This is a genomic window from Crossiella sp. CA-258035 (assembly GCF_030064675.1).
Taxonomy (GTDB): Bacteria; Actinomycetota; Actinomycetes; order Mycobacteriales; family Pseudonocardiaceae; genus Crossiella.
Window position 1 is genome coordinate 2,046,942 of record NZ_CP116413.1, and the last position, 21,500, is coordinate 2,068,441.

Annotated in this window: 21 protein-coding genes and 1 riboswitch; of the genes, 19 read left to right on the top strand and 2 right to left on the bottom strand. The window is 71.3% G+C overall.

All coding sequences use genetic code 11. The features are described from left to right. Window positions 1-37 precede the first annotated feature (37 nt). The 13 genes from murC to N8J89_RS10025 all read left to right on the top strand — a co-directional run bounded on the left by murC (window position 38) and on the right by N8J89_RS10025 (window position 14,286). The gene (gene murC, locus N8J89_RS09965) at window positions 38-1,396 is read left to right on the top strand and encodes a UDP-N-acetylmuramate--L-alanine ligase (RefSeq protein WP_502868481.1); all 1,359 of its coding nucleotides are present in this window, start codon (window positions 38-40) and stop codon (window positions 1,394-1,396) included. Then, the gene (locus N8J89_RS09970; RefSeq protein WP_283664043.1) at window positions 1,393-2,172 is read left to right on the top strand and encodes a cell division protein FtsQ/DivIB; all 780 of its coding nucleotides are present in this window, start codon (window positions 1,393-1,395) and stop codon (window positions 2,170-2,172) included. Before murC ends, N8J89_RS09970 begins: the two co-directional genes overlap by 4 nt. Further along, window positions 2,172-2,675, top strand: a complete 504-nt coding sequence (locus N8J89_RS09975; RefSeq protein ID WP_283664044.1) for a DinB family protein — start codon at window positions 2,172-2,174, stop codon at window positions 2,673-2,675. Before N8J89_RS09970 ends, N8J89_RS09975 begins: the two co-directional genes overlap by 1 nt. Before the next feature lie 246 nt (window positions 2,676-2,921). After that, window positions 2,922-4,259 carry a cell division protein FtsZ gene (gene ftsZ / locus N8J89_RS09980; protein WP_283664045.1) on the top strand — a complete coding sequence of 446 codons (1,338 nt, stop codon included), beginning with the start codon at window positions 2,922-2,924 and terminating at the stop codon, window positions 4,257-4,259. A 283-nt stretch (window positions 4,260-4,542) separates the two neighbouring features. Next, complete coding sequence (gene pgeF, locus N8J89_RS09985; RefSeq protein WP_283664046.1) at window positions 4,543-5,250, top strand: peptidoglycan editing factor PgeF; 708 nt, start codon at window positions 4,543-4,545, stop codon at window positions 5,248-5,250. Next, window positions 5,247-5,975, top strand: coding sequence for a YggS family pyridoxal phosphate-dependent enzyme (locus N8J89_RS09990; protein WP_283664047.1), 729 nt, complete (start codon window positions 5,247-5,249; stop codon window positions 5,973-5,975). Before pgeF ends, N8J89_RS09990 begins: the two co-directional genes overlap by 4 nt. Window positions 5,976-6,031: 56 nt before the next feature. After that, on the top strand, window positions 6,032-6,727 hold the full coding sequence (locus tag N8J89_RS09995; protein ID WP_283664048.1) for a cell division protein SepF: 696 nt from the start codon (window positions 6,032-6,034) through the stop codon (window positions 6,725-6,727). Between the two features lie 19 nt (window positions 6,728-6,746). Then, window positions 6,747-7,031: a YggT family protein gene (locus tag N8J89_RS10000; protein WP_252486326.1), complete on the top strand. Its 285-nt coding sequence runs from the start codon at window positions 6,747-6,749 to the stop codon at window positions 7,029-7,031. 46 nt (window positions 7,032-7,077) lie between these two features. Further along, the gene (wag31, locus tag N8J89_RS10005; protein ID WP_252486327.1) at window positions 7,078-7,905 is read left to right on the top strand and encodes a DivIVA-like cell division protein Wag31; all 828 of its coding nucleotides are present in this window, start codon (window positions 7,078-7,080) and stop codon (window positions 7,903-7,905) included. Window positions 7,906-7,930: 25 nt separating this feature from the next. Continuing rightward, window positions 7,931-8,512 carry a hypothetical protein gene (locus N8J89_RS10010; RefSeq protein WP_283664049.1) on the top strand — a complete coding sequence of 194 codons (582 nt, stop codon included), beginning with the start codon at window positions 7,931-7,933 and terminating at the stop codon, window positions 8,510-8,512. Window positions 8,513-8,922: 410 nt separating this feature from the next. Then, a complete protein-coding gene (gene ileS / locus N8J89_RS10015) occupies window positions 8,923-12,051 on the top strand; it encodes an isoleucine--tRNA ligase (protein ID WP_283664050.1) in 3,129 nt (1,042 codons plus the stop codon). 39 nt (window positions 12,052-12,090) lie between these two features. Next, the gene (locus tag N8J89_RS10020; protein WP_283664051.1) at window positions 12,091-12,672 is read left to right on the top strand and encodes a TetR/AcrR family transcriptional regulator; all 582 of its coding nucleotides are present in this window, start codon (window positions 12,091-12,093) and stop codon (window positions 12,670-12,672) included. Window positions 12,673-12,804: 132 nt separating this feature from the next. Continuing rightward, window positions 12,805-14,286, top strand: coding sequence for a potassium/proton antiporter (locus N8J89_RS10025; RefSeq protein ID WP_283664052.1), 1,482 nt, complete (start codon window positions 12,805-12,807; stop codon window positions 14,284-14,286). On the opposite strand, the gene N8J89_RS10030 is transcribed toward N8J89_RS10025, so the two are convergent. After that, complete coding sequence (locus N8J89_RS10030; RefSeq protein WP_283664053.1) at window positions 14,283-14,723, bottom strand: hypothetical protein; 441 nt, start codon at window positions 14,721-14,723, stop codon at window positions 14,283-14,285. The genes N8J89_RS10025 and N8J89_RS10030 overlap by 4 nt on opposite strands. Window positions 14,724-14,809: 86 nt before the next feature. Here N8J89_RS10030 and N8J89_RS10035 point away from each other — a divergent pair, with 86 nt between their 5' ends. From N8J89_RS10035 to N8J89_RS10045, 3 genes are all read left to right on the top strand, one after another. After that, a complete protein-coding gene (locus tag N8J89_RS10035) occupies window positions 14,810-15,682 on the top strand; it encodes a hypothetical protein (RefSeq protein ID WP_283664054.1) in 873 nt (290 codons plus the stop codon). A gap of 13 nt (window positions 15,683-15,695) precedes the next feature. Further along, window positions 15,696-16,370 (top strand): SDR family oxidoreductase, encoded by a 675-nt coding sequence (locus tag N8J89_RS10040; RefSeq protein ID WP_283664055.1) that lies wholly within the window; start codon window positions 15,696-15,698, stop codon window positions 16,368-16,370. A 114-nt stretch (window positions 16,371-16,484) separates the two neighbouring features. Further along, complete coding sequence (locus N8J89_RS10045) at window positions 16,485-17,138, top strand: M23 family metallopeptidase (protein ID WP_283664056.1); 654 nt, start codon at window positions 16,485-16,487, stop codon at window positions 17,136-17,138. 57 nt (window positions 17,139-17,195) lie between these two features. Here the strand turns inward: N8J89_RS10045 and N8J89_RS10050 are convergent, their stop codons facing one another. Continuing rightward, on the bottom strand, window positions 17,196-17,780 hold the full coding sequence (locus tag N8J89_RS10050; protein ID WP_283664057.1) for a hypothetical protein: 585 nt from the start codon (window positions 17,778-17,780) through the stop codon (window positions 17,196-17,198). Between the two features lie 211 nt (window positions 17,781-17,991). Continuing rightward, window positions 17,992-18,106, top strand: a riboswitch (SAM riboswitch). Window positions 18,107-18,141: 35 nt separating this feature from the next. On the opposite strand from N8J89_RS10050, the gene N8J89_RS10055 reads away from it, so the two are divergent. From N8J89_RS10055 to N8J89_RS10065, 3 genes are read left to right on the top strand one after another with little or no spacing between them, the layout of a single operon-like run. Next, window positions 18,142-19,494: an aminotransferase class V-fold PLP-dependent enzyme gene (locus N8J89_RS10055; protein WP_283664058.1), complete on the top strand. Its 1,353-nt coding sequence runs from the start codon at window positions 18,142-18,144 to the stop codon at window positions 19,492-19,494. Between the two features lie 37 nt (window positions 19,495-19,531). Further along, on the top strand, window positions 19,532-20,095 hold the full coding sequence (gene lspA, locus N8J89_RS10060; RefSeq protein WP_283664059.1) for a signal peptidase II: 564 nt from the start codon (window positions 19,532-19,534) through the stop codon (window positions 20,093-20,095). Window positions 20,096-20,136: 41 nt separating this feature from the next. Beyond that, on the top strand, window positions 20,137-21,024 hold the full coding sequence (locus N8J89_RS10065) for an RluA family pseudouridine synthase (protein WP_283666137.1): 888 nt from the start codon (window positions 20,137-20,139) through the stop codon (window positions 21,022-21,024). Window positions 21,025-21,500: the final 476 nt, after the last annotated feature.

A 21,500-nucleotide genomic window follows, 5' to 3' on the forward strand; every position in this document is an offset into this window, starting at 1 on the left:
GGCCCGGACCCACCTGGTGGGCATCGGCGGCGCCGGGATGAGCGGCATCGCCCGGATCCTGCTGGCCCGCGGCGCGCGGGTGTCCGGCTCCGACGCCAAGGACTCGCCCACCGTGCTGGCCCTGCGCGCGCAGGGCGCGGAGATCAGCACCGGGCACCTGGCGGAGAACCTGGACCAGCTCGACGGCGGCCCGACCGCGGTGGTCGTCTCCACCGCGATCCGGCCGAGCAACCCGGAGCTGGCCGCGGCCCGGGAACGCGGCATCACCGTGCTGCGCCGGGCGGAGGCGCTGGGCGCGCTGATGGCCGGGCACCGGGTGGCCTGCATCGCGGGCACGCACGGCAAGACCTCGACCACCTCGATGCTCACCGTGGCCCTGCAGCACTGCCGGCTGGACCCCTCCTTCGCCATCGGCGGCGACCTCAACGACTCCGGCGCCAACGCCCACCACGGCAGCGGCGGCGCGTTCGTGGCCGAGGCCGACGAGTCCGACGGCTCGTTCCTGGTGTTCAGCCCCTCGGTCGCGGTGGTCACCAACGTGGAGGCCGACCACCTGGACCACCACGGCACGGTCGAGGCCTACGTGGCGGTCTTCGACGAGTTCGTCACCCGGATCGAGCCCGGCGGCGTGCTGATCGCCAACGCCGACGACCCGGGCTCGGCCGCGCTGGCCGAGCGCGCCACCGCCCAGGGCGTGCGGGTGCTGCGCTACGGCCGCGCTGAGGGCGCGGACGCCCGCATCCTGGTGCACCGGCCCACCGCGACCGGCGGCGAGGTGGACATCGAGCACAACGGCGAGCAGGTCACCGTCACGGTGGCCGTTCCCGGCGAGCACATGGCGGGCAACGCGGTCGCCGCGCTGCTGGCCGGGCTGGAGCTGGGCGCGCCGCTGGACGGCCTGCGCAACGGCCTGGCCGCCTTCGGTGGCGTCCGGCGGCGGTTCGAGTTCAAGGGCCAGGCTGCCGGGGTGCGGGTCTACGACGACTACGCCCACCACCCCACCGAGGTGGACGCCCAGCTGCGTGCCGCCCGGCCGGTGGTCGGTGGCACGGGCAGGCTGGTGGTGGTCTTCCAGCCGCACCTGTACTCGCGCACCAAGGCCTTCTGCGCCGAGTTCGCCCAGGCGCTGGCGCTGGCCGACGAGGTGGTGGTGCTCGACGTCTACGGCGCCCGCGAGGAGCCCGAGCCCGGCGTGACCGGCGAGCTGGTGGCCGAGAGCGTGCCACTGCCGCAGGGCAGGGTGCACTACGAGTCCTCGATCAGCCACGCGCCCAAGCTGGTGGCCGGCCTGGTCCAGGCCGGTGACCTGGTGATCACCATGGGCGCGGGCGATGTCACCATGCTCGGCCCGGAGATCCTCGGCGAGCTGGCCGGCGGCGAGGACGCCGGACGATGAGCGCGACGCCGCAGCGCGGCAAGCGGTACAGCGACCCCCGCAGGGCCGCCCGGCCGCGCCCGGCGTCCGTGCGGGGCCGCCGTCCGGCCGGGCGGCGGCGGGTGGCCAAGCTGCGCAGGCTGCTGCGGCCCTGGGTGCTGATGTCGGTGGTGACCGTGCTGGTCGGCCTCGGCTACCTGCTCTACTACACCGGGCTGTTCGCGGTCAGGGAGGTGCGGATCGACGGCCTCAAGGCGCTCAGCGCCGAGGAGATCCGCACCGCGGCCAACGTGCCGGAGGGCACCCCGCTGCTCCAGGTGGACACCGCCGAGGTGGCCGCCAGGATCGGCACCGTGCCCAGGGTGTTCACGGTGAACGTGGAGCGCTCCTTCCCGAGCAGCCTGGTGGTCACCGTGGACGAGCGCACCCCGGTCGGGGTGTTCAACGGCGCCGAGGGCCCGCAGCTGGTGGACGGCACCGGCCGGGCCTACGCCACCGTGCCCAAGCCGCCGGACGGCCTGCCGGTGGTCAAGGTGCGCAGCGCCGCGCCGGACGACCCGGCGGCCAAGGCGGCGGTGGACGTGCTGGCCGCGGTGCCGGACAAGCTCAAGCCGGAGGTGCTGGAGGTCTCCGCCGAGGTGCCCGGCGACGTCCGGTTGCAGCTCATCGGCGGCCGGGAGGTGCGCTGGGGCAGCACCGCCGACTCCGGCCGCAAGGCGCAGGTGCTGGAGCCGTTGCTGGGACGACCTGGGAAAATCTTCAACATCTCCAGCCCGGACCTGCCTACTGTCGTCTGATGACCGACACCCGTCCCGAACCGCCACTGGTCGCCGACGAGCGCGACACCCTGTGCGGCTTCCTGGACTTCCTGCGCGCCACCGTGGTCCTGAAGGCCACCGGACTGTCCGAAGTGGACGCCCGGAAACCGTTGATCCCCAGCTCACCGCTGATGACGGTGATCGGACTGGTCAACCACCTGCGCTGGGTGGAGTGGGCCTGGTTCAGCAACCGGGTGGACGACCAGCCCGGCGAACCGCCGTGGGCGGGCGAGGATCCGGACGCCGAGTTCCGGGTGCCCGCCGAGCAGACACTGGCCGATGTGCTGGCCGGGTACGAGCGGGAATGCGCGGTCAGCCGGGAGGTCCTGGCCCGAAAGGACCTGTCGGCGACATTCGCTCATCCGCGACTCGGTAACGTAAGCGTGCGCTGGGTGCTGACCCACATGATCGAGGAGACCGGACGCCATGCCGGTCATCTCGACCTCATTCGCGAGCTGCTCGACGGTGTGACCGGAGAGTGACGAAGGAGTGGGGGCGTGCCTACAAGTTTCCATCGTGGGTTACGTGTGCGGGTTCACTCGGCGTGGCTGCTGGACGGAGAACACCGACGGTGCATAACGTCCCGTTCGATGGTCAGGGGTTGACATAACTCTCAACCGACAGTTGAGGCTGAGGGTTTCGAGACGGGGCTGGCGCCGGGTGGCGACGGTCCAGACCCGCGAGCCACAGCACTGGAACACACAGCCACGATCAGGAAGGCGGACCCGATGACGCCCCCGCACAACTACCTCGCGGTGATCAAGGTCGTCGGAATCGGCGGCGGCGGCGTGAACGCGGTGAACCGCATGATCGAGGTTGGGCTCAAGGGCGTCGAGTTCATCGCGGTGAACACCGACGCCCAGGCTTTGCTGATGTCAGACGCCGACGTGAAGCTCGACATCGGCCGTGAGCTGACCCGCGGTCTTGGCGCAGGCGCCAACCCCGAGGTCGGCCAGCGCGCCGCCGAGGACCACCGGGAAGAGATCGAAGAGGTCATCAAGGGCGCCGACATGGTCTTCGTGACCGCAGGCGAGGGCGGTGGCACGGGCACCGGCGGCGCGCCGGTGGTCGCCTCGATCGCCCGCAAGCTCGGCGCGCTGACCATCGGCGTGGTCACCCGCCCGTTCTCCTTCGAGGGCAAGCGGCGGGCCAAGCAGGCCGAGGACGGCATCCAGGCGCTGCGCAACGAGTGCGACACCTTGATCGTCATCCCGAACGACCGGCTGCTGCAGCTGGGCGACATCGGCGTCAGCCTGATGGACGCCTTCCGCTCGGCCGATGAGGTGCTGCTCTCCGGTGTGCAGGGCATCACCGACCTGATCACCACCCCCGGTCTGATCAACCTGGACTTCGCCGACGTCAAGAGCGTCATGTCCGGCGCGGGCAGCGCGCTGATGGGCATCGGCTCGGCCAGGGGCGAGGGCCGCGCGGTGCAGGCCGCGGGCAAGGCGATCAACTCGCCACTGCTGGAAGCCTCGATGGAGGGCGCGCACGGCGTGCTGCTCTCGATCGCGGGTGGCTCGGACCTCGGCCTGTTCGAGATCAACGAGGCCGCCTCGCTGGTCCAGGAGGCCGCGCACCCCGAGGCCAACATCATCTTCGGTACGGTCATCGACGACTCGCTCGGCGACGAGGTCAGGGTCACCGTGATAGCCGCTGGGTTCGACGGCGGCACGCCGACGCACAAGAAGCTGGAGCCCGCCCCGGTCAGCTCGCGGGCCCCGGTCGCCCCGGCCCAGGCCGGCCAGGTCGGCGGCAACCCCCAGCAGGCCGAGGAACCGCAGCAGGCGGCTCCCCAGCCCCAGCAGCAGACCTACCAGCCGGCTCCGCAGCCGCAGACCTACCAGCAGCCGCAGGCCCAGCCCGCGCCGCAGCCGGTCGTGCAGCAGCCCCCGGCCCCGCAGCCGCCGCAGGCCAACCCGATGAACCCGCTGCCGCCGCGCACCTCCGCCGGCCTGCCCCCGGTCAGCTCCGGCCTCGGCGGCAGCCTGCCGTCCCGCTCGGTCCCGATCACCGACGAGCCGGACGACGACGAGGTCGACGTCCCCCCCTTCATGCGCCGCTGACCCAAACCCCGCCAACACGCCGTGCCGCCCAGCGACACGGCGTGTTCGCGTTCCCGAGTGTTGGCCGATCTCGTACGCCGTGTTGGCCGTTGTGGCACCCGTGTTGGCCGATCTCGTACCCGGTGTTGGCCGAGGCCGCGCCAATCCGGCCAAGACCTTGTACGAGAACGGCCAACACCCCGTACGACTTCGGCCAACACTCGGTGCGGGATCGGCCAACACGGGGTACCGGTTCGGCCAACACGGGGGTGGGGGGTGGGGTGGGGCGCGCTAACGTTCGGGCGTGCGCATTCGTCGGGTTATCACCACGCGGGCGGGCGGGGCTTCGCTTGCGCCGTACGAGTCCTTCAACCTCGGCGACCACGTCGGGGACGCGCCGGAGGCGGTGAGCGCGAACCGGAAGCGGCTGGCCGAGGGGATCGGGCTGACCGCGGACCGGCTGGTCTGGATGGAGCAGGTGCACGGGCGCACGGTCACCACCGTGGACGGGCCGAGCGACACGCCTGCCGAGGCGACCGACGCGCTGGTCACCGCGCAACCCGGGCTGGCGCTGGTGGCGCTGACCGCGGACTGCGTGCCGGTGCTGCTCGGCGACGCCGAGGCCGGGGTGGTCGCCGCGGTGCACGCCGGCCGGGTGGGCGCCAGGGTGGGCGTGCTGCCCGCGGCGCTGCGCGCGATGGACGCGGCCGGCGCCCGGATCGACCGGGTGGAGGCGTTGCTCGGGCCCTCCGTGTGCGGGGAGTGCTACGAGGTGCCGCAGGCCATGCAGGACGACGTGGCCGCGCACCTGCCCGGCGCGGCCTGCAAGACGCGCAAGGGCACGCCGGGGCTGGACCTGCGGGCCGGGCTCTGGCAGCAGCTCGCCGACGCCGGGGTGGCCAAGGTCGGGCTGGACCCGCGCTGCACGGTGGAGGACAAGACCCTGTTCAGCCACCGGCGGGACGGTCATACCGGCCGGCTGGCCTCGGTGGTCTGGGTGGAGGCGGAATGAGCCGACAGGAGCGCAAGGCCGAGCTGGCCGCGGCGCTGACCGAGATCCAGGAGCGGATCGCCACCGCCTGCGCCAAGGCCGGGCGGGACCCGGGCGAGGTCCAGCTGCTGCCCATCACCAAGAACTTCCCGGCCTCCGACGTGGCCCTGCTGACCGAGCTGGGCTGCACCGAGTTCGGCGAGTCCCGGGAGCAGGAGGCCAGCGCCAAGGCCGCCGAGCTGGCCGCGGCGGGCATCCACCCGCGCTGGCACCTGATCGGCAGGCTCCAGCGCAACAAGGCCCGCGCGGTGCTCCGCTGGGCCGGAGTCATCCAGACGGTGGACAGCGTCCGGCTGGCCGACGCGCTCGCCAAGGCGGTGGCCAAGGCCCGCGCCGAGGGGGAGCGGGAGGACCCGCTGGACGTGCTCGTGCAGCTGAGCCTGGACGGTGATCCACAGCGCGGCGGGGTTCCGCAAGATCAACTCGCTGAACTGGTGGCAAAGATCACGCGATCGGGTGAACTGACCCTGAAAGGTGTGATGGCCGTCGCACCCCTAGGTAGTAATCCCCATGACGCTTTCGGGGAACTCGCTGAGGTGTCCGCGCGTCTAAGGAACGAGCATGCAGGTGCCGTCGTGGTGTCCGCAGGCATGAGCGGGGACTTGGAAGCGGCGATTGACCACGGCTCGACCTGTGTGCGTGTCGGAACCTCGTTGCTCGGCGGACGGCGGCTAACCTCGCCTTAGCCCGTGGAGCGGAGGCCACGGTGGGTGAGGTCGACCAGAAGTAGGAAGGGCTGGCGATGAGCGCGCTCCAGAAGCTGAAGGCCTACTTCGGAATGGTCCCTGCCGACGAAGTCGACCGGTACGCCACCGAAGAGGACGACCGCTACCACGGCCGCAGCCGGGAGTACGCGGACGACTACGGCGACCGGGACTACGGAGACCGCCGCTACGCCGAGGCCGACTACGAGTCCTACCCCGAGCGGGGCTCGCGCCGGCGCCGGTTCGGCACCTACCGCCCTGAGCTGGTCGAGGACGTCGACGACTACGAGCCGGAACCCGAGCCCGCGCGCACGCGCAGGCCCTGGGCGGCCACCACGTCGACACCGAGCGTCTCCAGTGTGCCGCCCACCCGCGGCGCGCTGGCCGTCGACCCGAAGACCCAGCACGAGCCCGCCCCGCGGACCCGTGCCGTCATCGAGCACCCCTCGCACCCGCTCAGCCGGATCACCACCCTGGCCCCGCGCAGCTACCTGGAGGCGCGGACCATCGGCGAGCACTACCGCGAGGGCACCCCGGTGATCATCAACCTGACCGGCATGGCGGACGCCGACGCGCGCCGTCTGGTGGACTTCGCGGCCGGTCTGGCCTTCGCTCTGCGGGGCGACATCGACAAGGTCACCAACAAGGTGTTCCTTCTCTCACCACCCAACGTCGACGTCACGGCGGAAGATCGCCGGCGGTTGGCGGAGGGTGGCTACTTCAGTCAGAGCTAGAAAGTGGCAGAGTGGAGGCGTGCAACCGGTCTGGGTCATCGCCTATTACCTGCTTTTCGCCTTCTGGCTGCTGCTGACCGCCAGGGTGGTCGTCGAGCTCGTCCGATCGTTCGCCAGAGAGTGGCGGCCGGCGGGCGGGGTTGCGGTGACGCTGGAGACCATCTACACAGTGACCGACCCCCCGGTCTCCCTGGCTCGTCGGGTGATCCCGATGGTCCGGATCGGGGGCATCGGACTGGACTTGTCGATTATGGTGCTGCTGCTGGTCGTGTTCATCCTGATGCGGCTGGTGCCGATCTCGTGACGGGGAACGAGATCAAAAAGCTGCCCCGAGTGCGTGAGGTGATCTGATGGGCTTGACCCCCGCCGACGTTCATAATGTGGCGTTCAGTAAGCCGCCGATAGGCAAGCGGGGCTACAACGAGGACGAGGTCGATGCCTTCCTCGACCTCATCGAGGCCGAGCTCGCCAGGCTGATCGAGGAGAACAACGACCTGCGCCAGCAGGTCGAACAGCTCGACAGCCAGCTGAGCAACGCCCGCGTTGAGCTCGAGGACGCGCGGACCAAGACCGTCGCGGGCGGGCACTCCCCGGTCCGCTCGGTCGACGAGCCGCGTCGCCTCACCCCCGTGCCCCCGCCCAGCGTGATGGAGCAGACCTCTCCCGGAGGCGACCACCACGTGCAGGCAGCCAAGGTCCTCGGCCTGGCTCAGGAGATGGCCGACCGGCTCACCGGTGAGGCCAAGGCAGAGTCCGACGGCATGCTGTCGGAAGCCCGGACCAAGTCCGAGCAGCTGCTCTCCGAGGCCCGTGCCAAGGCCGACAGCATGGTCAACGAGGCCCGTACCAGGGCGGAGACCATGCTCAACGACGCGCGCACCCGTGCCGAGACCCTGGAGCGTCAGGCCAGGGAGAAGGCTTCGGCCCTCGAACGGGACGCCCAGCGCAAGCACACCGAGGTGATGGGCTCCATCACCCAGGAGAAGAACGCGCTGGAGAAGAAGCTCGACACGCTGCGCACCTTCGAGCGTGAGTACCGCACCAGGTTGAAGACCTTCCTGGAGTCCCGCCTGCAGGAACTGATCGACCAGGGTTCGGCCGCACCCGCGGCGCCGACGGAGAGCCGGGCCAACCAGTCCGGGTACACCTTCGGCACCCGTGCGGCAGAGGCCGGCTGATCCCGGGCAGTAGGGAGTAGGTCAGGTGCTGTACCTGGTCCTGCTGCTGGTGCTGGCCGCCTTCGGGCTGCTGGTCACCGCCCTGGTCTCCGGGGTGACCGCCTGGGCGTGGGGTTCGGTCGTCGCGAGCGTGGCAGCCGCGCTGCTGCTGTTCGCGGACTGGGTCCTGCGCCGACGCCGGGCGCTCGCCACGGATCCGGAGCCGGCTGCTGATGGGGAAGTCGGCCGTCCGGATGCTGGAGAACACGCCGAGGCGGTCAGCACCGCGCGGGAGAAGGTCGCAACCGGGCCTGAGGACGACGAGGACGCCGGGGACGCCACTGTGAAGGTGGCGTCCCCGGCCAAGCCGTCCACGGGCGCTGCGGCCGAACCTGGCGAGGAGGACACCGACGCGGCCGACCTGCTGATCGTCAGCTCGCTGGCCGATGAGGTCAGGGTGGTTGACGAGCACCCGCGCTACCACCTGGCCGAGTGCACCTGGCTCACCGGCTCGGCCACGCTGCGCCTGCCCGTGCGGGAGGCCCGCGAGCTGGGCTTCACCCCCTGCGGGCGCTGCACCCCGGACCGCGGTCTCGCGGCAGCGCACCGGGCCGGACGCACCCGCTGAGCCGGCCGCACGGTCCAAGTCGCATCCCGTCTGATCACTCTCAAGTTGCCTAAGTAGTACCAACTCACCCACAGTGACCCCATTCGGGGGAGCACAACGGGTTTCGCAACCTGTATGGCCTAACGGACCCTCAGCCCGGCCAGGGTGGCAACCGATTTGCCCGCCCGGCTACTCTTGACAACACAGGCACCGATCCGGCCATCACCGGGGAGCCTCCGGAAGAACAGGCGGTCCGCCGCCCCAGTAGAACCGGACGGGACGGCCCGTCACAGCCGGGAAACGAGTGGCCAGACCCGCGAGGGCCTGGCAAGCGGGGTGGTACCGCGGAGCGCCGGCCACGGCGCGTCGTCCCCGTGTGGGCACGAGCCCGTACGAGACCGGACGAACCGCACGCGAGGAGCACCCCTCCCATGGCCTACCCCAAGGTCCAACTCGACAGCGCGCCGGGCGTGCCAGCCCAGCCGTCCTTCCCCGTGCTGGAGCAGGACGTGCTGGCCTACTGGGCCGCCGACCGGACCTTCGAGGCGAGCATCGACAACCGCCCGGCCGGGGAGAACGGCCGCAACGAGTTCGTCTTCTACGACGGCCCGCCCTTCGCCAACGGCCTGCCGCACTACGGGCACCTGCTCACCGGCTACGTCAAGGACGTGGTGCCGCGCTACCAGACCATGCTGGGCCGCCGGGTCGAGCGCCGCTTCGGCTGGGACTGCCACGGCATGCCCGCCGAGGTCGCGGTGGAGAAGGAGCTCGGCATCACGCACAAGTCCGAGATCGAGCAGCTGGGCATCGAGAAGTTCAACGACGCCTGCCGCACCTCGGTGCTGCGCTTCACCGGCGACTGGCGGGACTACGTCACCCGGCAGGCCCGCTGGGTGGACTTCGACAACGACTACAAGACCCTGGACCTCCCATACATGGAGAGCGTCATGTGGGCCTTCAAGTCGCTGTGGGACAAGGGCCTGGTCTACGAGGGCTTCCGGGTGCTCTGGTACTGCTGGCGCTGCGAGACGCCGCTGTCCAACACCGAGACCAAGATGGACGACGTCTACCGCGACCGGCAGGACCCCGCGGTCACCGTGGGCATGCGGCTGGAGTCCGGCGAGCTGGCCCTGGTCTGGACGACCACGCCGTGGACGCTGCCCAGCAACCTGGCCATGGCCGTGCACCCGGACGTGGACTACGTGGTGGTCGAGCACGAGGGCGAGCAGTACCTGCTGGCCGAGGCCAGGCTGGCCGCCTACGCCCGCGAGCTGGGCGAGGACGCCGCCGAGCGGGTGGTGCGCCGCTACACCGGGGCCGAGCTGCTCGGCCGCAAGTACACCCCGGTGTTCCCGTTCTTCGCCGGGCGGGAGAACGCGCACCAGATCCTCGGCGCGGACTACGTGACCACCGAGGACGGCACCGGCCTTGTGCACATCGCGCCCGCCTTCGGTGAGGACGACAAGGCCGTCACCGACGCCGCCGGCATCGAGGTGGTCGTCCCGGTCGACGCCAGGGGCGAGTTCACCAGCGAGGTGCCGCCGTACGCGGGCACGCACGTCTTCGAGGCGAACAAGCAGATCATCCGCGACCTCAAGGCCGCGGGCGTGCTGCTGCGGCACGAGACCTACGACCACCCGTACCCGCACTGCTGGCGCTGCGACAGCCCGCTGATCCAGCGCGCGGTGACCTCCTGGTTCGTCGCGGTCAGCCAGTTCAAGGACCGGATGGTCGAGCTGAACCAGCAGATCAACTGGGTGCCCGAGCACATCAAGGACGGGCAGTTCGGCAAGTGGCTGGAGAACGCCCGCGACTGGTCGATCTCGCGCAACCGGTACTGGGGCTCGCCGATCCCGGTGTGGGTCTCCGACGACCCGGCCTACCCGAGGATGGACGTCTACGGCTCGCTGGATGAGCTGGAGCGGGACTTCGGCGTGCGCCCGACCGACCTGCACCGGCCGGTGGTGGACGACCTGGTGCGGCCGAACCCGGACGACCCGACCGGCAGGTCGATGATGCGCCGGGTGCCGGAGGTGCTGGACTGCTGGTTCGAGTCCGGCTCGATGTCCTTCGCCCAGGTGCACTACCCGTTCGAGAACCGCGAGTGGTTCGACGACCACTACCCTGGCGACTTCATCGTGGAGTACACCGCGCAGACCCGCGGCTGGTTCTACACCATGCACGTGCTGGCCACCGCGCTGTTCGACCGGCCGGCCTTCCGCAACTGCCTGGTGCACGGCACCGTGCTGGGCGACGACGGGCAGAAGATGTCCAAGTCGAAGCAGAACTACCCGGACGTCCGGGAGGTCTTCGACCGGGACGGCTCCGACGCCATGCGCTGGTTCCTGCTGGCCAGCCCGGTGTCCCGGGGCGGCGACCTGAGCGTGACCGAGCGCGGCATCAGGGACGCGGTGCGCCAGGCCGTGCTGCCGCTGTGGAACTCCTGGTACTTCCTCTCCCTCTACGCCAACGCGGCCGGGGTGGAAGGGAAGTGGCGGGTCGACAGTGCGCACGTGCTGGACCGGTACGTGCTGGCCAAGACGCACGACCTGGTCAAGGCGGTGCGCACCTCGCTGGACGGCTACGACCTGTCCACCGCGCACCAGGCGGTCCGGGAGTTCCTGGAGGTGCTGACCAACTGGTACGTGCGCCGTTCCCGGGAGCGGTTCTGGGCCGGCGAGCAGGACGCGGTGGACACCCTGCACACCGTGCTGGAGGTGGTCTGCCGGACGGTGGCGCCGCTGCTGCCGCTGACCACCGAGGCGGTCTGGCGCGGGCTGACCGGCGAGCGCTCGGTGCACCTCACCGACTTCCCCGAGGTGGCCGGCCTGCCCGCCGATGACAAGCTGGTCGCGGCCATGGACGAGGTGCGGCAGGTCTGCTCCACCGCGCTGTCGCTGCGCAAGGCGAACAAGCTGCGGGTCCGGCTGCCGCTGGCCAAGCTGGTGGTGGCCGCGCCCTACGCCGGGGACCTGGCCCCGTTCCAGGAGCTGATCCGGGACGAGGTCAACGTCAAGGACGTGGTGCTGACCACCGACGTGGCCGCGCATGGCCGGGTCGAGCTGGCGGTCAACGCCCGCGTCTGCGGCCCCCGGCTGGGCAAGGACGTGCAGAAGGTGATCAAGGCGGTCAAGGCCGGGGAGTGGACCACCAGCGAGACCGGCGCGGTGGTGGCGGCCGGGATCGAGCTGCTGCCCGCCGAGTACGAGCAGCGGCTGGTCTCCTCCGACCCGGGCGCGGCGACCGCGCTGCCCGGCGGCTCCGGCCTGGTCGTGCTGGACACCGAGGTGACCGAGGAACTGGCCGCCGAGGGCCTGGCCCGCGACCTGGTCCGGGTGATCCAGCAGGCCCGCCGGGAGGCGGCGCTGGACGTCTCGGACCGGATCGCGCTGACCGTGGAGGTGCCGGATGAGGTGCGCCCGGCGGTGGAGCGCTTCGCCGAGTTCATCGCGGCGGAGACGCTGGCCGTGGCGCTGACCCACGGCCCGGCCGGGGAGGCCGGGTTCGGCGGCTCGGTGGGCGAGGGCACCGCGGTGCGGGTCGCGGTCGCCAAGTCCTGACGGTGCTTGGCCGGCACGACCGTACGGTACCGTACGGTCGTGCCAGCCAAGATCAGGAAGACCCGCGCGGACTGGACCACCGCCGCGCTGGCCGCACTCGCCGAGGGCGGCCTCGCCGCGGTGGCCATCGAACCGCTGGCCGTCCGGGTCGGCGCCACCAAAGGCAGTGCCTACTGGCATTTCGCCAACCGGGAGGCGCTGCTGGTGGCCACCCTGGAGCGCTGGGAGCTGGAGCACACCGAGGCCGTGATCGCGCTGGCCGAACAGGAAACCGATCCGGCGCACCGGTTGCGGCTGCTCTTCGCCAGCGTGCTGGACCGGCCCGAGGGCAACGCGGTCGAGCTGGCCCTGCTGGCGGCAGGCGACGATCCGGTCATCCGCCCGGTGCTGGACCGGGTGACCGACCGCCGGATCGCTTACCTGTCAACGCTTTTCGCTCAGTGCGGCTTCGGCAAGGCGGATGCCAGGCGGCGCGCGGTGCTGGCCTACAGCGCCTACCTCGGGCACGCGCACCTGTTCCGGATGGCCCCGGCCGCGATGCCCCGTTCGCGCGCGCAGCGGCGGGCGCACCTGGACGCCTCGATGGCGGCATTGCTCAGCAAGGAGAACGGTTCGGGGTGATTCCCCAAGCTTATCCCGGTCAGCGCCTCTGGGTACAGAGTCATGCACGATTCATCGCAATTCCCGAAAAATGGGTTCTGAGCAGCCACAATGGACACGCCAGAGTTTTAGTCTGATGTCCGGAGGCGCCGTATGACCGACCTGACGACCGTGCTCGGAATCGGCGCCGGGGTGCTCCTGGTGGCGGTGCTCGCCGTGCGCGTGTCCGTCCGGCTCGGCCTACCGTCTCTGTTGCTGTACCTCGGAATCGGGCTCGTCATCGGCGAGTCCGGCTTCGGCATCCAGTTCTCCGACGCCGACCTCACCCAGTCCCTCGGCATCGCCGCGCTGGTGCTGATCCTGGCCGAGGGTGGCCTCACCACCCGCTGGTCGGCGGTGAAACCCGCGCTGGGCCTGGGGATCGCACTGTCCACAGTGGCCGTCGCGGTGAGCATCGCGGTCACCGGCGGGCTGCTGCACCTGATCCTGGACCTGGAGTGGCGCACCGCGCTGCTGTGGGGCGCGGTGCTCTCCTCCACCGACGCGGCCGCGGTGTTCAGCGTGCTGCGCGGGGTCGGGGTGAGCAAACGGCTGGCCGGCGCGCTGGAACTGGAGTCGGGGCTCAACGACGCGCCGGTGTACCTGGCCGTGGTGCTGCTGGCCGGCACCGACCCGTTCACCTGGTGGACACCGGCGCTGGTGGTCTACGAGCTGGTGGTCGGCGCCGCGCTGGGCATCGGGCTGGGCTGGCTGGGCGCGGCCGCGTTGCGCCGGGCGGCGCTGCCGGCCACCGGTCTCTATCCACTCGCGACGGTCGGGGTGTGCGTGCTGGCCTACGCCGCCGCCCAGGGCGTGCACGGCGCGGGCCTGCTCTCGGCCTACGTGGCCGGGCTGGTGCTGGGCAACGCCCGGCTGCCGCATCGCGCGGACACGCTCTCCTTCGCCGAGGGCCTGGGCTGGCTGGCCCAGATCGGCCTGTTCGTGCTGCTGGGCCTGTACGCCTCGCCGTCCCGGCTGTTCGACGTGCTGATCCCGGCCCTGGTCGCCGGTGGCGTGCTGCTGCTGGTGGCCCGACCGCTGTCGGTGGCGCTCTCGGCCACCCCGTTCCGGCTGCCCTGGCGGGAACAGACCTTCCTGGCCTGGTCCGGCCTGCGCGGCGCGGTGCCCATCGTGCTGGCGATGATCCCGGTGACCCAGGGCGTGGCAGGCGCGCAGACCCTGGTGGACGTGGTGTTCGTGCTGGTGGTGCTGCTTACCCTGATCCAGGGCAGCACGCTGCCGGTGCTGGCCCGCTGGCTGGGGCTGGTGCGCCGGGGCGAGATGCAGGAGGTCCAGGTGGACGCCGGTCCGCTGGACGAGCTGGGCGCGGAGCTGCTGCAGATCCGCATCCCGAAGGGCTCCAAGCTGCACGGCGTCTACGTCTCCGAGCTGCGCCTGCCGGGCGGGTCCACGGTGAGCCTGGTGGTCCGCGCGGGCAAGGGCTTCACCCCGCAGCCGGTGACCCGGCTCCAGTTCGACGACCAGCTGCTGGTGGTCACCACCGAGACCGCCCGTGACGAGGCGGAGAAACGCATCCGCGCCATCGACCGGGCCGGCCGCTACGCGCACTGGCGCGGCGAGCGCGGCGACGGTTAGCCGGTGCAGTCGGTCGGCACCCACTCCGCGGTCACGTCCGCGGCGATGACCACGATGTCCCCGGTCAGGCAGACGATCTCGTGCCGCACCCCGCGCTCGTGCGGCAGCAGCTCGTCCAGGAACACTTCCCTGGGCAGCTCGCCCGACGGGTCGACGGAGTGCTCGGCGACGCCGGTGTAGCGCAGCACCAGGTCCGCGTCGTGCTTCCAGCAGTTGTGCCGCAGCTCCAGCACGAGCTGGTCGCCGTCGGCGCGGAGCTCGGCGGGCTTGAGGTCCTTCACGCACCGCTTGCCGAAGAAGTCGTAGTGCTCCGGGTCGGTGGCGAAGGCCCGGGCACCCGGCGGCAGCTGGGGCGCGAGGGTGGGCAGCAGCTCCAGGTAGGGCTCGGGGTCGCTGTAGGTGCCGCCTTCGTCGAAGCGCACGATCACGTGTTCCATCGGGGCTGAGTGTGCCATCCGGGCCAAGCCGTTTTCCTGGCCGGTTTCATCAAGCCGGGGCTGCGCGCGGCGGCCACCATGGCCGGGTGCGACTCGACGAGGCATCCCGGTTCCTGACCACCCACGGCCGCCTGCTGGAGCGCCGCCGGTTCGGCTTGCTGACCGGGCAGCCGGACCGCGCCGCGCTGCGCACCGCGCTGGCTGCCTACCGCAACCCCGACGGCGGCTTCGGCTGGGCGCTGGAACCCGATCTGCGCTCGCCGGAGAGCCAGCCGCTCAACGCCATGCACGCCTTCGAGGTGCTCGCCGAGGCCGGCGGTGACCCCGAGCTGAGCCGCGGCCTGTGCGACTGGCTGGGCGCGGTCAGCCTGCCCGACGGCGGCCTGCCGTTCGTGCTGCCCATGCGCGAGACCGCCGGCACCGCGCCCTGGTTCGCCGGAGCCGACCCCGCGGAGTCCTCACTGCACCTGACCGCCGCCGTGCTCAGCCAGGCCCTGCCGGTGGCCGCCCTCGACCCGGCGGTGGCCGCGCACCCGTGGCTGGCCGCCGCGGTGGACTACTGCTGGCACCGGATCACCACCCAGCCGGAACCCGGCGGCACCCTGGAGCTGCGTTACTCACTGGCCGTGCTGGACGCGCTGTGCGACACCCGGCCGGAAGCGTTGCCGGAGCTGCGGCGGCTGGCCGAGCACCTGCCGGCCAACGGGATCCGGCCGGTCGAAGGCGGCCAGGCCGACGAAGCCCTGTACCCCTTGGACTTCGCGCCCGAACCGCACCGCCCACTGCGGGAGCTGTTGCCGCCCAACGTGATCACCCGGGACCTGGACCGGCTGGCCGGGCTCCAGCAGGCCGACGGCGGCTGGCTGGTGGACTTCGCCTCCGCCTCGCCCGCAGGCGCGCTGGAGTGGCGGGGCTACGCGACCGTGCACGCGGTGAAGACCCTGCTGGCCAACGGCTAGGCAGAATGGCGGCATGTCCCGCACCGTGCTGATCACCGGAGCCAACCGCGGCATCGGCCTGGCCACCGCCCGGCTGCTCGCCGCCGAGGGCGACCGGGTGATCATGACCGCCCGCCGCCCGGAAACCCTGTCAGCGGACGGCTTCGCCGCCGACCGCCGTCAGCTCGACGTCACCGACCCGGCCTCGATCGCCCGCCTGGCCGAGGAACTGCGGGCCGACTACGGCCACCTGGACGTCCTGGTCAACAACGCCGCCATCGACTACGACACCGACGCGCTGGCCAGCGCCGCCGACCTGGACCGCGTCCGGAAAGCTTTCGACACCAACCTCTTCGGCGCCTGGCAGGTCACCCTCGCCCTGCTGCCGCTGCTGCGGGGGAGCGCGCACCCGCGGATCGTGAACGTCTCCAGCGAGTCCGGCTCGATCAGCCAGCTCGGCGCGGGCACGCCCGGCTACAGCACCAGCAAGGCCGCCCTGAACGCCCTCACCTGGATCATGGCCGCCGAGCTCGGCCGGCAGAACTTCCTGGTCAACGCGGTCTGCCCGGGCTGGGTGGCCACCGACATGGGCGGCGCGGGCGGCGGCCCGGTGCCCGAGGGCGCGGCCAGCGTCGCCTGGGCCGTCCGACTGCCCGATGGCGGCCCCACCGGCGGCTTCTTCCGGCACGGCGAGCCCTTGCCCTGGTAGCAGCCCAGATTAGACCGTTCGGCCGACATCGTTCGGGGCCTGACGGCTCGCGCCCAACTGGCTAACTTCATGGGCTCCTTCACCCGAAAGGGTGCTCCCGGTAAGGAGTCCACGATGTCGGGGAACCGCCGTCCCACCTGGCTGCTCGCCGCCGCGCTGCTCTCCGGCGGCCTGCTGCTCGCGCCGGCCGCGGTCGCCGCCCCACTGGCGGATCCGGTGCTCGCGCTGCCCTTCGCCACCGGCCAGCAGACCTACTCGGCCGGGGTGCACTCGGACAACGGGCAGAGCGGGGTCAAGAACGCGATCGACTTCTCGCCCGGTGACGGCGTCGCCCGCTCGGCGGCCGAGGGCACGGTGCGGATCCAGCGCTGCTCCGGCGGCGACTGGGTCACCGTGGACCACGCGGGCGGCTGGCGCACCGGCTACTACCACCTGGAGGACATCCAGGTCCACGACGGGCAGTCCGTCTCGGCCGGGACCCCGTTGGGGCGCACCGGGAACGCGCTGCCCTGCGGCGGGTCCAGCAGCGGCGCGCACGTGCACTTCACGCTGTGGCAGCTGGGCGCGGCGCCCGGCACGGAGGCCGACTGGAGCGGACTGTCCTATGCGGAGGTGAGCACCAGGGTCGCGGCCGAGGCCGGGGTGCCGGTGGACGGCAAGGTGCTGGGCGCCTGGCGGTTCCGCGCCGGGTCGCGGCAGTACTCCGGGCGCGCGGAGCGGGTCGGCGACGGGTTCAGCGTGTCGCTGCCCGGCCGGTTCCGGGTCTGAGCGCGGACCGGGACGGCCTCGTCGCGGGCCGTCCCGGTGTTGTGCGTCACGCCGCCATCAGCCGCGGTGGAACCATTCCTGCACTTCGTAGTCCGGCCGGTTCGGGTCGACGAAATCAGTTCGCCAGGCAATCCACAGCTGGCCCGGACGGTATTGCGACATCTTCGCCCAGACGTGCCGCTTGGCGTATCCCTGGTCGTAGAAGGCGTGGATGTGACCGGTGGACTGGCGGAACTCGGAATTGCTCCAGCCCCAGTCGCAGTTTGTCGGTGAGCACTTCCCGAACAGGCGCATGGTCCAGCCCGCGTCGTGCACGATGCGGCAGATCGAGCCCTCGCAGACGGTGACCGACTGGCAGTCCCGCAGCTCGGCCCTGGCGATGCCGGTGGCGTTCGGGTCCGCGTTGTTCCAGTTGCCGTGCTCGACCGCGTGACCACTGCAAAGCAGCGGCGCGGCGACGCCGTTGGGTGCCACGAGCTTGGTCGTGACCCCGGCCGGCGCGGTCTCCGCCGGGATCGGCGGTGCGGCTGGTGCGGCCTGTGCCGCGGCCGCCGCGCCCAGCACCGCGCTGCTCATCATCATCGTCGCCACGGCCAATCGCACGAAGCCGCGCCGAATTCTGCTCGTGCCGTTTCTCTCCATGAAAGCCCCCTGCTGCGGAATTCCCGGGCGGATTCACCCGTCCGGCCAGGTTAGGGCGGGTGGAAATATCAACTCGGCGTCGCGCGGGAATTCGCCCCAACCGGTGCCCGGCCAGCTGCCCGTTCGGCGAAGCCGGGTGGACCAGCGGCTTCCCGGTATCTGGAAAGGGGGCTTCCCAAGTCGCCGGTCCGTCGGCTAACTTCGGGGCCAAGGTCATGAGTACCAGCGCACAGCCCCGGCTTGCTGGTCGGCAACCCTCCTACCGCGGTGGGGTGCTCCGGGTGAGGACCTGGTCCGTCGCGAGGTGCGGCGGGCAAGCGCGGACCTCCTGGCAGGTCCGATCAGGACCCCGGAGGGTTGTATGTCGCTCGCTGTCATCCCCGCGCAGGCCACCGCCACCACCGCTGCCGTGCCCGCCGTCGTCGGTGCGCACACCGCGGTGCCGCTGGTCACCGGGGAGCGGGTGACCTACGCCAACCTCGACCACGCGGCCAGCGCGCCGTGCCTGGCCGCGGTGCGCGACGCGGTGGACGAGCTGCTGCCCTACTACGCCAGCGTGCACCGCGGCGCCGGGTTCGCCTCGCAGGTGTGCACCAAGGTCTACGAGCAGGCCAGGGACGTGGTGCGGCGGTTCGTCGGGGCGCACGCCAGCGACGTGGTGGTCTTCACCCGCAACAGCACCGACGCGCTGAACCTGCTGGCCCGCAGCGTGCCCAGGGGCACCAGCGTGGTCACCTTCGACACCGACCACCACGCCGCGCTGCTGCCGTGGCGCGGCCCCAGGGTCACCCGGATCGCCACCCCGGACACCCCGCAGGGCGCCATCGGCGCGCTGGCCGAGGCGCTGCGGAACACGCTGGAGGGCGCGCGGCTGGTGGTGCTGACCGGGGCGTCCAACGTGACCGGTGAGCTGTGGCCGGTGCGCGAGCTGGCCGCGGTGGCCCGCCGCTTCGGCGCGCGGATCGTGCTGGACGCCGCGCAGCTGGCCCCGCACCGCCCGGTGGACATCCAGCAGCTCGACGTGGACTACGTGGTGCTCTCCGCGCACAAGCTCTACGCCCCCTACGGCAGCGGCGCGCTGGTCGGCCGGGCGGACTGGCTGCACCAGGCCGAGCCGTACCTGGTCGGCGGCGGCGCCACCAAGCACGTGGTGGACTGGGGCGACCACCTGGGCGTGGGCTGGGCGCCCGCGCCGGAGCGGCACGAGGCCGGATCGCCGAACGTGGTCGGTGTGCACGCCTTCGCCAGCGCCTGCCAGGCCATCACCCAGCACGGCTGGGACGCGGTCATCGCGCACGAGGCCGAGCTGTTCGCCCGGCTGCGCGCCGGGCTCAAGGCCATTCCCGGTGTGCGGGAGCTGTCGATCTTCGGCGCGGGGCAGGACCGGGTCGGTGTGGTGAGCTTCACGGTGGACGGTCAGGACCCGGGGCTGCTGGCCGCCGCGCTGTCCGCCGAGTACGGGATCGGGGTCCGCGACGGCGCGTTCTGCGCGCACATCGCCACCCGGCGGCTGCTCGGCCAGGCCGGGTCGGACAGCGACCGCGCGCTGCGGGTCAGCCTGGGTCTGGGCACGAACGCCGAGCACGTGGACCGGGTGCTGCTGGCGCTGCGCGAGCTGGTCGAGCACGGGCCGGGCTGGAAGTACGAGATCGTGGACGGCCGGTGGGCCCCGGTGAACGACCCCAGGCCGCTGCCGCCGTTCATCAACGCCTGAGGTCAAGGGCGGTCCCGGCGTACGGGACAATGGGGCGGTGAGCACCGACGACAAGCCGCCCCGCCGCCTGGTGCCGTTCGCCCTGGTGGCGCTGGCGGCCTTCGCGGCGGACCTGATCACCAAGGACCTCGCGGTCGCCGCGCTCGACGGGCAGCCGCCGGTGCGGGTGGCCGGTGGCGCGCTGTACCTGGTGCTGCTGCACAACCCCGGCGCGGCGTTCTCGCTGTTCCCCGGCCAGACCTGGCTGCTGACGCTGATCACCACGCTGGTCGTGCTGGCCATCCTGATCTTCGCGCCCCGGCTGCGCTCCACCGGCTGGGCCGTGGGCATCGGCCTGGTGCTGGGCGGCGCGCTGGGCAACCTGGCCGACCGGCTGACCCGCCCGCCCGGCTTCGCCGAGGGACATGTGGTGGACTTCCTGTCACTGTTCGCCCCCGACGGCAGCGTGTGGCCGGTGTTCAACATCGCCGACGCGGCCATCGTCAGCGGCGGCGTGCTCCTGGTGCTGCTGGCCCTCTTCGGCGTCGACTACGACGGCAAGCGGCCGGGGCGCCGAGCAGACCAGACGAAGGCCGAGGCCACGGTGGAGGAAAACGCGTGAGTGACCAGAGGACCCTGCCGGTGCCGGACGGCCTGGACGGCATGCGAGTGGACGCGGGCCTGTCCAAACTGCTGGGCCTGTCCCGCACGGTCGCGGCCGGCCTGGCCGAGACCGGCGGAGTCCTGCTCGACGGCCAGCCCGCGGGCAAGTCCGACCGCCTGGTAGCCGGTTCCTGGCTGGAGATCACCCTCCCCGAACCGGAACACCCCGTCCCGGTGCTCGCCGCCCCGGTGGACGGCATGGTCGTGCTGTACGAGGACGACGACATCGTGGTCATCGACAAACCGGTAGGCGTCGCGGTGCACCCCAGCCCCGGCTGGACCGGCCCCACGGTCGTCGCGGGCCTGGCCGCAGCGGGCATCCAGATCGCCACCTCCGGCGCGGCCGAGCGCCAGGGCGTGGTGCACCGGCTGGACGTGGGCACCACCGGCGTGATGGTGGTGGCCAAGAGCGAACACGCGTACTCGGTGCTGAAGCGGGCGTTCAAGGAACGGACCGTGGAGAAGCGCTACCACGCGCTGGTGCAAGGACACCCGGATCCCAGCCGGGGCACGATCGACGCCCCGATCGACCGGCACCCACGCCAGGACTACAAGTTCGCGGTGGTCGCCAGCGGCAAGCCGAGCGTCACGCACTACGAGGTGATGGAGGCGTTCCGGGCGGCATCCCTGGTCGATGTGCGGCTGGAGACCGGCCGGACCCACCAGATCCGGGTGCACTTCTCGGCATTGCGACACCCGTGCGTGGGGGATTTGACCTATGGCGCGGATCCGGTACTGGCGAAGAAGTTGAACTTGACGCGGCAGTGGTTGCAGGCGCGGTCATTGGGATTCCACCACCCGGCGCATGAGGGATGGGTGGAGTTCACCAGCGAGTACCCGGCGGACTTGCAGACGGCGTTGGACTCACTGCGCGCAGACAGCTGGTGAGCGAAAAGCCCTTAGCCGGGGGTGAAAACCCACAAAGCGGGCCTCTCGTCTTCTCCGTACGGCCTGGAGACTGCTGACCGCGCCTCCCCGCCCGGCCCCTGCAACCTGCCGCCGCCCTAGCCTCCCAACGTGACGGGGGCCGGGTGGGGAGGTGTGGTTTGCTGTCGGAAGGTCGTGCGGAGAAGACGAGAGGGTCGCGAGCACGCTGGTTCTTGAGTCGGCAACCCAAACCCCGCCCCGCAACCTGCTCGACCGGCTTCTGACTTGTCCCACCCCTCCGGTGGTCTGCCCGTCCGGCGAGGACATTCTTTTGCTTTTGATCTTAGGTTTTCAAGCAAGAGCGACAGTCAAGAGCGTCCTCGCCGGACGGGCAGAGATCAAAGCATGGGGGGGGAAAATCAAAGTCAAAGTCAAGGGCAGAGACGCAGGCAGGTCTTGAGGTTCCCCATGCCCGTCAACCTTCCGAAATCAAACCA